Below are 13,014 nucleotides of genomic sequence, written 5' to 3' on the forward strand. Positions count from 1 at the left end.
AAGGGGAGAAAAGATGAAAAAGAATAAGAAGTCAGGACTGAAAATTTATATCGTTGTGCCTGCGATTGTTGGTTTTGTATGTGTGGCGGCGATCGTGGCAGCGCTTGTGCTGGGCGTACCTGCAAAGGTAAATGCCGCCAGAATTGGAAAACAGCTTGATCTGGGAAATAAATACCTGGCTTCCGCAGATTATGACAATGCGGAAGTGACTTTTAACAAAGCACTGAAAATTGACCCAAAATCAGTAGAAGCTGCGACTGGTATGGCGAAAGTTTACAACGAGAAGAAGCAGCCGGAGAAGGCATTGGAATATGTCGAGAAGGCATCTGATAACCTTGCGAATCCGGTACAGGCGCAGGAACTGCAGGTTGTTTACAATGATACAAAGACCCAGCTGGAGGAAAATACTGGGAAGAGCAGTGATGCAAATAAGAAATCTTTTAGTAAAATTGAGAAAGTAATAGATACTGTAATGCTTACACCGACTCCTACTGAAGAACCGGAAGAAACAGTGACTCCGACACCAACAGAAGGCGCAGATGATGGACCGGATTTTGATGACAATAAGAACAACGGAGCAAATGGTGGTGGAACGGAAGATAGTAATACTGGTGGAGAAAATAAAAACGACGAAGAAAAAGACGATAATGATAAGAAAAAAGAAGATGGTAATACAGGCGAGGGAAATGGAACAGATGGAGATGACGAGCCAGATGGGCCAACAATAATTCCAGATCCGCCTAAAGATATAACTCCGAAGCCTGGTGATGAAACTACTACGGACGGGATTATTCCTTTGACGGGTGAAGACATTCTGACACCAACCCCAACAATAACTCCGACGCCAACTCCAACAGTTATTCCGGATGTAGATAATGGAAGTGCAACCAATGCAGGCGATAATAATAACGAAGAGACAATGGATAATGATGACGATGACGAGGATACCGGTGATGAGGAGGATGAAGACACCAGCTGGAATAATAACAATAATACAGATGATGACGATGACACAGATGAGGGAGATACAGGAAACAACAGTGAAACCGGTGGCGGTGAAGGACCTGGCGAAGAGATGCAGGAAGCCACAGTTTCTCCGGAAGAGCTGTTAAATAACTATGAAAATGACACTCTTCCATCTGAGATTCCATACGGAAATTTCAGCGGATCATCTATTTCCTATACATACGGTGATGGAGCCAGTGCAGCAGCTGCTGTAAGCGGACGTATTACTGAGACTCAGAGAGACCTGGATGGTGATGGAATTCCGGAACTTCTGGTTGTAGAAATGCAGAGCGGAAAAATCGCTTTCAGAATTTATAAAGTCAACAACGGAAATGTAGAAATAACTGCTTCTCAGACAATCTCAGCAGGTATGGAAACTGCAGTAGAGAGCGTTTCCTATGGAAGCACACAGACGTGTTTCCTTATGAATAATAATGGTACGTATGAAGTGGGTCTTGCTTCTTACTGCTACGGATATGATGTAGGAGAGGAAACTCCTGCAGTCAGAACCTATGCAGAAGTTTACAGTGTTGCCGGAGATGGAAGCGTATCTTTGTGTGCTTCGGGTTCTGTCCAGAACGGAGAAGGCCAGGATGGTTTCTCTGCAAGTCTGGCACCTGCCGGAATGAGTGGTTCATGGAATAGCAGTAATGCGGAAACATTACAGTCCATGGGTTATGCAGACGATCCTTATCAGGATGCAGCAGGAGTTCCGAATCCTTTAAGCAGTGGTGTAAGTGAAGGCGGTGCTGAAACTCTTGCAGTTGTAGATGCACAGATGGCTGCCGGAAGCGGTGAGCTTACTATAAGATAAACATTCTGCCAGGCCATTGACCTGGCAGAATTTGAATAAAGACAAAGGTGAAGAAATGCAGAAGTACATTGCAAACACATATGAAGTTATAGCTCAGATCGGAATGGGAAACAGTGGCATTGTCTATAAAGCCCGACACAGAAATCTGGACAAATTTGTAGTATTAAAGAAGATAAAAGCAAACGCCATAAACATTGCAGACAACCGGGCAGAGGCAGATGTGCTGAAGAATCTCAAACATGCATATCTGCCGCAGGTTATGGACTTTGTAGAGGATAACGGGGATATTTATACGGTTATGGAATTTATTTCCGGAAATTCTTTTAAACAATATCTGGATGCCGGAACTGCTTTCCCGGAGAAGTCTGAGATCATTTGGATGAAACAGGTGGCCGCTACCCTGTGTTATCTGCATAATCAGAAACCGCCGATCATTCACAGCGATCTGAAACCGGGAAATATTATGCTGACAAACAGCGGAAATGTCTGCCTGATCGATTTTAATATTTCATTTAGTCTGGGCGGAAATGGTTTTGTAAACGGTTATACAAAGAACTATGCATCTCCGGAGCAGATCCGGGCGTGGAAATATAATCAGACACAGCCGAATCCTTCCCTGAGAAAGAAGATTGATAAGAGATCTGATATTTACAGTATGGGAGCTACTTTTTACCATATTGTGACCGGGAGTAAACCAATGCCGGATGATAACGGATATGTACAGGATATCCGGGAGAAAAAGCCGGAAATGAACCAGCTCTTTGGGGCTGTGATCATGAAATGCCTGGAACCCGATCTGAAGAAACGTTACCAGAGAGCAGAGGATGTGTTGTATGATCTGCAGACTATGGCACAGAGAAGTAAAGAGTATCGGTCACTTCTGCGAAAACAGAGAATTATTTCCGGGGTACTGGCAGGCGGTCTGGTTCTTTCAGCGGTCCTTGCACTGGCTGGATATTTCCGTATAGACAGCGAGAGAATGAAGCGTTATGAGGATACTGTCGCACAGGAAGAAAAGTGTATCAAAAACGGAAACTATGACCAGCTGGATGACTACTATCAGAAAGCAGTGAAACTTTATCCCGGAAAAATGGATGCATATCTGCAGAAAGCACTGGCGTTGAACAGGCAGAAGGAATATGAAGACTGCATTAATTTTATAAATACAAATATTCTGAACAGCAAAAGTGTGATGAATGATGGCTCAGAAGACAGTGTTTACTATCTTCTGGGCGACTGTTATTCGCAGCTGGAAGACTATGAACAGGCGGCAGAATATTATAATTCAGCGATAGAGGCAAATCCGGAGAATGGGAATTATTACAGAGACGGTGCGATCATGGAAGCCTATTGCGGAAACACGGATAAAGCACAGGAACTCATGGAAACTGCAAAGGAAAAAGGACTTGATACGACAGAAGTCAACTATGTAGACGGTGAGATTAAATACAGCAAAGGCGATTATGAAGATGCCCGGAGTATTTTTCAGAAATGTATTGAGGACAGCGATGATGCCTACATCCAGATGCGTTCTTATATTATGGAAGCGAAATGTATTGATAAACAGGATGACAGCGTAGATGGTAAGAAGCGAAAGATGAAACTTCTGAAGAAGGCTAAGAAAGAACTTCCTAAGGAGAACAATATCGGTATTCTGGAAGAACTGGCACAGACATACAGTGACCTTGGAAATGATACCGGAGATATAGACTACTATCAGAAGGCACTTTCTGTATTTGAGCAGATTCAGTCTCAGGGAATGGGAAACTACAGCACGGGTTATAATATATCAGTTTTATACCAGAATATGGGTGATTACGACAGCGCAGAGCGGGAACTGATGCAGTTGCTTGACAATTACGGCGAAGATTACAAAACATATAAGAGCCTTGCTTTTCTGGAGGGATACCGTCAGGAACAGCTGCCAAAAGAACAGAGAGATTACAGCAGATTTAAAGAATACTACGAAAAAGCCCATGATCTGTACCAGAGTCAGCTTTCTTCCAACGCAAACGATGTGGAAATGGACAGACTGGAAGAACAGTACAATCAGGCAGTGAGCAACGGATGGATTTTCTGACAGGATACAAAAAGAAGGAGGAATTGCAATTGATCACTTTAGGAACTGTAATGTTTGTAACAGGAATTCTGGGATTTGTTCTGTGCGGTATAAACCTGTGCCTCCTGCCAAAACACTTCCGAAAACAGCGGGAAAGAGTGCTGGAGGAAGTGAAGGCGAAGGAATAAAGAGAAGGGACAAATTAGCCATACACAGAAAATAAAATCTACAGGGGAAGATGGTATGAACATAAGAAGAAAGTTTACAACAATAATTGGTAGTACATTGACTGTGGTATGTATGACAGTAAATTGTCAGGCATTTTCCTTTTTTACTCCGCAAGAGCAACAAGAAAATGCCTGCGCTTGGATACAAGATGATGGATACTATTATCTTTCGGATATTTCAGGGGATGATATAGAACCGGTTAAGATAGCAGAATCAGATATAGCTTACAATTGGCCATATATAGATGACGCAGGAAATATAACGGACGAAATAATGAATTTTTCACGAAGCTTTGATGGATATAAATATCTGGGATTTTCCGAAGATCAAAAGTATTTATATTTTTATATAAATCTTACCGAACATTTAGAAGTTGGTACTTTATGTTGTATAGAGACAAAATATCTAAAAGGAAAATCATCACAGATAGAGAAGCATATACTGGAAATTGATCGAAGTGTATATACAGATACGGATCCTGTGGTGCAGGAAAATGGTAGCATTATCTATCTAAAGAAAGAAGATGAAAAAAGAACATTATATTGTTTTAATGCTGACCGACGAATATTAATTGCGGAAAATGTATATTATTTTGGAAGTCCACAGGATGAGAAAACTGTTTATTATACGAAAGAAGTGAATATAGAGAATACTAAAACGTACATATTGTATGGTGCTGAAATAGGTAACCCTAAAAGTGAAAAGGAGATAGGCAAAGATGTCACTTTTTATAATTATTCAGTAGCGACGATTGGAATTCCAGGAAGATTTGTGTTAAAGGGACATTATGTATATTTCGTAGAGAAAGCAAAAAGACTTTGCAAAGCGTCGTATAAATCAGAAAAAGAAATTATTGCAGGGGATAATTTGTATATCTGGAATTGGACGGATGACTATATATTATATACAAAAGGAGAGTCTTCTTATCCTGTAGAAGATATATTTGACTGTTCTCAATCTGCTTATAGCCAGAAAGAAATTGAACAGTTTCTCGAAAGTGTAAAGAATATATATAATGATGGAGAATATTTGGCAGGCAGACTTTATTTGTATGATTATGATCAAGTGCTTCTGGAATCAGAGAATTATAATATGCTTCTTAAAAGAGATGGAGAGGAAGTAGAAAAAGATGATGACATATCTATGGTGAAAATGATGTCTGAGGGTAATCCATTGGTTATTTTTGTAGATTGGAAAGAACTCTTTTTTAATAAAATTTCTGTAGATGATGTGCTTTCTGATCCAGAGTTTAGTTTAAGCGATAAGAAAAAGGAAAAGGAGATTTTGGATAAAGTTTTAGGAGAATATTTTTACAAAGTTGGCAAGGTACCATATAAATGTGAAGTTTGCGGGGAAAATAATAAGACATTTATATTGGGTGAAGTAGATATAAATGACGTGAATCGTATAGACATGGCAGTTTTTAATAATGAACAGAATATAGCATTTTTGTTTGAAACAGGACATTTATCCATTGTCTCACTGGATGATAATACAGAGAATGGTATTGCTGAAACACAACTGGAAAATATAGATGATATTATAAGTATGGGAAATCAATTACTGTGTGAACAGAATAGTATGCTCTACTGGTACAATGGTAATTCATTAGAGGAATTAGGATCCATAGATGAAGCGTATGACTCATATTATAAAGGATATGCGAATAATACGGCATTATTGCTAACATATTATGATGGAAGAAAATATGGGGGAGATCTTTGGAAAATAGGGGACTTAGAGAAACAGAAGCTTGATGAGAATGTCACGGAATGCTGGTACCTGAAATCGGGTGAGGTTCTTTATATTAGTGAGGGAAAACTAATTTTATATTCTAATGGAATCAGGACAAGGATTGCGGATGATGTGAAAGTTGCATGGCCGTTGAATGAAGAAAAAAAGCCAGAACTCTACAGATCAGACTGGTAAAAATAATAGAGAAGGAGCAAAGATGAGATGAAAGAAGGCAAGAAGTACATGAATTCAAAAAAGAAAATGGTAAGTGTAATAGCAGTTGTATTGGGACTTGGAATTACAGAAGTGTTTAGTTCGACAACAAGAGCAGCAGAACAGAATGAAAATGTGCAGTATTTAGAGCTTGGAGATTCAGAAGAAGAAACAGCATATAAAGAGTTTCTGGATGCAGGTGAGTATTTTTCGGATGTTGAAGATCTGACAAATGTTATGTACAGTGTTTATGACATAAATGGCGACAAGACCAAAGAGTTGATTATAAAGGGAGCTGACAATGAGGAAAATAAAGAAGAATATTTCTTTTACCGTTATAAGGATAAAGCTGTTAAAGCTGTTGGATCTCTTGAAAATACAGATGATAATGGGGAAAGTAAACTGTATTATGTAAAAAAAGAAAAAGAAATTGCTGTAAGTAAAGAAGCAACAGATAAAAGCAGTTATACATTATATAAAGTAGGCAAAAAAATAAAATCAAGCTTTAGTATTAACAAAGAAAATATAGATGATCAAATGAAATATACGCTTGAGGATGAAAATGGAAATGTAACTGATCAAAAGATTACAGAAGCGAATTGGTCAGAGGTTGAAGAAAGCCTTGAAGAAATCGTTTTTTACGATTTGGAGGTTTCCAGTGATTCTGAGTTTACAGAGGAACAAATTAATGTATTAAAAAGTTCTCTTGGCGTTCCTGATGATGTTATGGTAACTCGATGTGAGGTTGGGGAACCCTGGTATTGGGAAGGAGCAGGTATCTGGATCGTAAATGTTGAACTTTATTCTGGAGATGATTTTCTTGCGGGTGCGGCAATTGATCCTGATACGTTGGAATTGGAAAGAGAAATTTATACATATGATGTAAGTAGAATGAATAATGGACTCAGTACAGGACAAGAAGAGAATAACTCTGAAGTTGTTTCGTCAGATGATGAAACAACTTCAGAGGAGACTTCTGAAATTCGGGAAACTGTCAGTAAAGTAACAAATCTTCCTTATGTTGGAGGTAACACTTATGATGTAGATTTACACTGGACTGAAAATGGTGGGCTTGCAACAAGTCAGGCAATTGATTCTGGAATTTTAGGAACAGTCCGTATGGATTTGGACATAGATGGAGAAGAGGAAATTTTTTATGTTTCTTATGAGGAAAGTTCAGAAGCGCCAGACGGAAATGCTATTTACTTTGGAGTTATAAAGAAAATTGGAAAGTCTTGGAATATTATTTCAAAGCAGGAAGTTTCCTGTGTAAGTCCATTGGAGCATAATGGTGAAAATAATGAAAGTTCTGTATTTATGCGTAAAAGTAATGGAAAATATGAAATTTTTTATGAATCATACAGTGAAAGTGTGATTGCTACAGGACAGAGCTGGCTTTTTAGAGGATTCAGAATGGAAGAGACAGGTTTAAGTCCTATTAGTGAGACCAACAATATTTATTATGGAGGGTCACCAATTGATGAATTTTGGAGAGGTGCAGAAAGTGAACTGAATGATTATAATGGTGATGCCCAGCAAATGTTAGATAATTATTGTTCTCTTGGATTTGCCAGACCGTATATCACATTTGGAAGTATGACAGTAGATTGTAACTCGAACTTATATCAGATTGTTCATATCAATAAAAAGAATGCTCTTTCAACAATGGAAATATCTCAGTGGATTCCTCAGAGTAATGGGCAGGGAACATTAACAGGTGCTTTTAAGTGCGTCATAGAGGATTCTGGAAGCGCAGTTCCTGAAGTAATGAGTGAATATGAAAATGCACAGGCGGTAGCTGTAGATGCGAATGCAAATTCACAGGACAGTACAGAGTATTTACTGCCAGATGTTGCTAACAAATATTTAGAAGAAACAGAAGTAACATCGTTTAGTTTAGATCAGCTTCAGCTTGCTATCAATGAAATATTTGCAAGACATGGACGCTGTTTTAAAACAGCAGAAATAGATTCTTATTTCAGATCAAAGAGCTGGTATCAGCCGGATGCTTCCAAAACCGATGAACAGATTGTTGCGGAATTCAATGAGTATGAAAAGGCGAATGAGGAATTACTTGAAAAAGTAAGAGAAGCGAAGCAGAATTAGCGAGGGAAAAGATGAAAAAGCGAAGCCAATTTATTAAAAAGTCAGGAGTGCTGCTAGGAGTTGTGTTGCTTGGTATGAGTCTGTCAGGTGGAATAATTTATGCAGAAGAGTCCAATGAAATTACGGCAGATCAGGCAGAGGAGCGTAAGGAACGAATCCTTACCTCCTACCTCCTGGATACAGACGATATTTTGCCGGACAGTGGTTCGTTGCGAATCAGAGTGATCAACAGTTATGATGATGTCCTGCGGCAGGAAGATACTGAAAAACAGGGATTAAGTGATACTATGTATGCAATCAACGATGTAAACGGAGATGGAATGCCGGAACTGATCATAAAGAGTCCGAATGAAGGTGCCTATACCTATGAACTTTATACATATGATCAGGAAGCAGATCAGGTAGAAAATATTTCTAAAGCCGGTATCGCAGAGATGGATACAGAAGGAAAACTGGATTTTCGATATGCATATCCGAAAAAGATCTGGGAAGATTCCGCAGACATTAACGCAGATGACCAGGAAGAACAGGTAAGTGTCTATGCAGTGAACAACGAGAGCGGATATGCCTGTATTCTTATTTATGTAAATGGTGGCAAAGCACTGTCTGTACAGGTAAAAAATGTTGCTGATAAAGCAGATATACATATCTATCCGATCAAAAAGCAGAAAGCGTTGTTTTATTTAAGATTATATTCTGATACAGAAGATGAATACTGTGCACTTCTGCAATTTTCCCAAAATCAGCTCAAAGAGATGGTAAATATGGATGGAGAAACCAAAACCGCAGCGGTATGGCCGCTTGCATATGGCAGAGCAGATTTGGATCAGGATGGAGAGAAAGAATTGATCCTTCGGAGATATACCGCAGATGCAACCGAGGGCGGAGAATATATTTATCATGTATATCATTACGATAAAGACAGTAAAGATTATACGGAATTTCCAGATGCAATTTTCTATTCCAGAGCAGCTGGCGGGCAGATTTTCTTCGAAAAAGAAACGGATCGTCTTCTTATCAATGAAACAATGGGAGAGCCCTGTTATGGTGTTTATACCATGAATAATGGAACATTACACAGAGAATATGAGATTCTTGATGAGATAAAAAATGTGCCAAAGATAAAGTTTAAACGAATAGAATTTAAACAGGAAGGTACGGAATCTACAGAGAATCCAGAAACAACAGAAAGTCAGGAAATGGCAGGAAATCAGGTTACTGTTGAAACTCAGGAGCAATCACAGAATCAGCAGTTATCAGAAAACACGGCTGCTGAAGAAGTCACAGAATCTCAGGAAGCGTCAAATAATGTAGGACCAACTCAGCCATTTGAAATCCATCAGTCAGAATCTGCTACATTTCAGGCTCCGTTTTACGGAATCTGGTGCTATGGCTCTAAAGAATCTGCTGATGCCTACAACTATGCTAACAGCCTGAACAACGCCGGATTTGAGGCAGAAGTATTCCTCACAACAGACTGGAGTAATCTCAATACAGAAAGCTATTATGTAGTAACCGCCGGCACATATGGAACAGAAGGCGAAGCAACTGCAAACCTGGCGGCTGTTCAGAGTTTCTGTTCGGATGCGTATGTGAAATATTCTGGAAATTATCAGGGTTAATAATGATATTAATGTTAAAGGTCAGGCTATAGTATATAGTAAGAATTTATGATAAGCGGAATTATCTTCTAAAGAGGAAGTTAATTCCGCTAAAAAATTGTCTGTAGGTTTAATCAAATCAAGTAAGTCCCTTGCTTCAATTGCGAATGTCCGTTTGACTCTGTCAATTTTGATTTTATAAAGATTAAAAACCGCTAATTTTTTTTAATATTCTGCTTCCTATATTTCTGCGGACTGCATCCCTTAACCCGTGAGAATACCTTAGCATAGTAATTAGAGTCCGTAAATCCGGACTTCTGCGCGACGTCCATAATACTGTCGCCGGAACTGAGGAGAAATTCCAGGCTTCGCTCTACTCGGTATTCCTGTAGGAAGGTAAACAGGGATACGTTCATGTAGCGCTTGAACAATCGGCTACATTCACTTTCGCAGAGATGAATTTCATCTGCGATATCTTTCATCTGGATCTTGTTCATGTAATTGTGTTCCAGGTAGTCCATGATCTCACGCATGCGGTTTCGTTCCAGTTTGCTGTGCTCAGTGTATGGAATATCTTCCGGGAGGTTCTGGAGCATACAGCGCCACATTTTCTGCAGAGTACCTGTGATGTCTAGTTCATAGAAATCTTCTTTTGCTTCGTATAAACGTATAATTTCTTTTACACAGTCTGCAAAATAACTATGCCATGGCTGAGAGTAGTCGATGTGTATGGCAGGAAGCGAGAAATTTTGCAAAAAAGGTTCTACATATTTTCTGCGCAGAATACTCTCATAAGAACCGTAGATGATCTTGGGCAGAAAAGTAATGGAAACGTACTTTCCATCCTGCATATCTTCCATGAATCCGGCATGAAGAACATTGGCATTTCCAAGCAGGATATCGCCGGTTTTCATATGGTAAGTACACTGGTTTACTTTATAAAGAATTTGTCCATCCAGAACAAGGGTGATTTCCAGTTCTGGGTGCCAGTGCCATAAGAAAGAACCGGATTTATATCCGGAAAGCTTTTCATAGCTTACCAGAAGTGGGAATTCGTCGCTGCCGTGTTTCTTTAGCTCTTTCTGGGAGCCATCGGTTATGATCTCTGCCATTGCGTGTCCTCCAGTTATGAAATCAAAATCCCATCGCCGCAGGCGATTTTCAATGAATTTGGATAAAATCATCCGCTTCGTTACGTGATTCGGTTAAATGAATGGTTATCCTGTCATTGTTGTACGTAGAATAATTAGCAATGTCTCGTGGACATTTCAGAATATAATAAATGCTAACGATAAGATAAACTCATTGTACACTTTTATAGCAATAAACGCAAGATTTTACTATTTTCTCCCCAAATTATCAAGGATTTTTCTATTGTAGTAATGTATACTGAATTTCAAGAGTGTGACCGTAATAGGGCTGCTCCCAAACTTTCATACACATATTCCCGTCTGCCGCCGGAGTTTATGCAATGCCACTGCATAACGGCGGTCAGGCCGGAAAGAGCAACGGAGGATTTTTACAATGAATATTCCAAATAAAAATGAATTAACACGTATTTACGGAGAGGCAGAGAGATCAGCAGCACGTTTTCAGTCAGTAGCTGATCACTTCGCAGAAATTTACCATCATGATACAGCAGAATTCTTCACAGCACCGGGAAGAACCGAGATCATTGGAAACCATACAGACCACAATGGCGGACGTGTTATCGCAGGAAGTATTGATATGGATACTATTGGTGCGGCTTATCCGAACAACAGCAGCGTTATCCGCATTACAAGTGAAGGATATGACAAAGAAGTTGTTGTAGATATTGACAAGCTTTCCAGCGTACCGAAAGCTCAGGGAACCGTATCTCTGGTAGCCGGTATGGTAGAGGCAATTCAGAAATTCGGTTTCAAAGTATCCGGATTTGATGCTTATGTGACAACAAACGTGATCCGTGCAGCTGGTGTAAGCTCTTCTGCATCTTTTGAAATGCTTGTATGTTCTATCATTAATTATTTCTTTAATGACGGAGCAATGACATACATCAATTATGCAAAAGCCGGACAGTATGCTGAGAATGTATATTGGCTGAAAGCTTCCGGATTAATGGATCAGCTTGCATGTGCAGTAGGCGGCCCGATCCTTCTTGATTTCTCTGACAGAGAGAATCCGAAATATGAGAAAGTAAACTTCTCTTTCCATGATTACAACCATCACCTTGTAATCGTTAATACAGGAAAAGGTCATGCTGATCTGAGCGCAGAATATTCTGAGATCCCGATGGAAATGAAAGAGGCAGCAAAGGCAGCAGGAGCAGAACTTCTCTGTGAGACAACTCTTGATGATGTCCTGGCAAACATGGATAAGATTGAAAATGACAGAGCAATCTTAAGAGCAATCCACTTCTTCAAAGAGAATGAGCGTGTAGAAAAGGCTGCAAAAGCTGTTGAAGAGAAAGACGGAGAAACTGTACTGAGACTTCTCAGCGAATCCGGAAAATCTTCCTGGGAATTACTCCAGAACTGCTATCCGATCAAAGCATTTACAGAGCAGAAGATTTCCGTTGCACTTGCTCTTACAGACCTCTTCCTTGAGAAACTGGGCAAAGGTATATGCCGTATCCATGGAGGTGGATTTGCAGGTGTTATCATGTGTGTAGTACCGGAAGAGGAGACAGAGAACTATGTTTCTTACATTTCCAAATTTGCAGGAAAAGAGAATGTATATCCGATGAATATCCGTGCGGTTGGTGCTGTACATATTGAACTGTAATCTGAATTATAAGGTTATTATATATGCTTATAATATATTGCAGGAAATAAAGCAGAAAACAGGGCGTGATGCTTTGAGTACAGCATATTTTGGGACAATACACAAGAACAGAGATATAAATAATTGCATACAGAGGTTTAGAGCGTGTTTGAAAAATCATTCCCGCAATCTGCACGCCCCACTTTGCGGTATATTTTGCCCGAATTCGGTTGTCGTAGCCCGCTACGACGCCCTCATCCGAACAAAATCTCCCACAAATTGTGACGCACATCTTGCAGAAAGCCTTTTTCAAACACGCTCTAGTTGTAACTGATTGAAGGGTATCGGTTATTAAAAGTTCAGAGTAGAAAGCAGCTTAAGTATATGTATGATTCACATGTACTTGAACTGCTTTCTTTTTTCTTTTCAACCTGAAACTTCTGTATTATAATTATAGTAATTGAGGCAAAAAGGTCAGAACAGGATATGGAGTTCTGAACCAGATGAGGGGA

At 39.5% G+C, this 13,014-nt stretch carries 8 protein-coding genes and 2 pseudogenes; 8 read left to right on the plus strand and 2 right to left on the minus strand.

Annotated elements, in window-relative coordinates; genetic code table 11:
- Positions 1–13 precede the first annotated feature (13 nt).
- The 6 genes from KQI87_RS00865 to KQI87_RS00890 all read left to right on the plus strand — a co-directional run bounded on the left by KQI87_RS00865 (position 14) and on the right by KQI87_RS00890 (position 9,781).
- The gene (locus KQI87_RS00865) at positions 14–1,819 is read left to right on the plus strand and encodes a tetratricopeptide repeat protein (protein WP_216458495.1); all 1,806 of its coding nucleotides are present in this window, start codon (positions 14–16) and stop codon (positions 1,817–1,819) included.
- A 55-nt stretch (positions 1,820–1,874) separates the two neighbouring features.
- A complete protein-coding gene (locus KQI87_RS00870; protein WP_216458496.1) occupies positions 1,875–3,899 on the plus strand; it encodes a serine/threonine-protein kinase in 2,025 nt (674 codons plus the stop codon).
- Between the two features lie 29 nt (positions 3,900–3,928).
- Positions 3,929–4,066 (plus strand): hypothetical protein, encoded by a 138-nt coding sequence (locus KQI87_RS00875; protein WP_216458497.1) that lies wholly within the window; start codon positions 3,929–3,931, stop codon positions 4,064–4,066.
- Positions 4,067–4,121: 55 nt separating this feature from the next.
- Positions 4,122–6,035: a hypothetical protein gene (locus KQI87_RS00880; RefSeq protein ID WP_216458498.1), complete on the plus strand. Its 1,914-nt coding sequence runs from the start codon at positions 4,122–4,124 to the stop codon at positions 6,033–6,035.
- A gap of 255 nt (positions 6,036–6,290) precedes the next feature.
- On the plus strand, positions 6,291–8,159 hold the full coding sequence (locus KQI87_RS00885; RefSeq protein WP_216458499.1) for a YARHG domain-containing protein: 1,869 nt from the start codon (positions 6,291–6,293) through the stop codon (positions 8,157–8,159).
- Between the two features lie 11 nt (positions 8,160–8,170).
- Positions 8,171–9,781, plus strand: a complete 1,611-nt coding sequence (locus tag KQI87_RS00890; protein ID WP_216458500.1) for an SPOR domain-containing protein — start codon at positions 8,171–8,173, stop codon at positions 9,779–9,781.
- A 194-nt stretch (positions 9,782–9,975) separates the two neighbouring features.
- Here the strand turns inward: KQI87_RS00890 and KQI87_RS00895 are convergent, their stop codons facing one another.
- Positions 9,976–10,872 carry an AraC family transcriptional regulator gene (locus tag KQI87_RS00895; protein WP_216458501.1) on the minus strand — a complete coding sequence of 299 codons (897 nt, stop codon included), beginning with the start codon at positions 10,870–10,872 and terminating at the stop codon, positions 9,976–9,978.
- Between the two features lie 412 nt (positions 10,873–11,284).
- Here KQI87_RS00895 and KQI87_RS00900 point away from each other — a divergent pair.
- Positions 11,285–12,517: pseudogene (locus tag KQI87_RS00900) on the plus strand (galactokinase); the annotation flags it as partial.
- Here KQI87_RS00900 and KQI87_RS17090 read toward each other — a convergent pair.
- Positions 12,399–12,755 (minus strand): annotated as a pseudogene (locus KQI87_RS17090) (DUF6783 domain-containing protein); the annotation flags it as partial. The pseudogenes KQI87_RS00900 and KQI87_RS17090 sit on opposite strands and share 119 nt — an antisense overlap.
- Here KQI87_RS17090 and KQI87_RS17095 point away from each other — a divergent pair.
- Positions 12,714–12,836 carry a DUF6783 domain-containing protein gene (locus tag KQI87_RS17095; protein WP_334300712.1) on the plus strand — a complete coding sequence of 41 codons (123 nt, stop codon included), beginning with the start codon at positions 12,714–12,716 and terminating at the stop codon, positions 12,834–12,836. The pseudogene KQI87_RS17090 and the gene KQI87_RS17095 sit on opposite strands and share 42 nt — an antisense overlap.
- Positions 12,837–13,014 lie beyond the last annotated feature (178 nt).

This window comes from Blautia sp. MSJ-9 (assembly GCF_018919065.1).
In the GTDB taxonomy this organism is placed as follows: Bacteria; Bacillota; Clostridia; order Lachnospirales; family Lachnospiraceae; genus Blautia_A.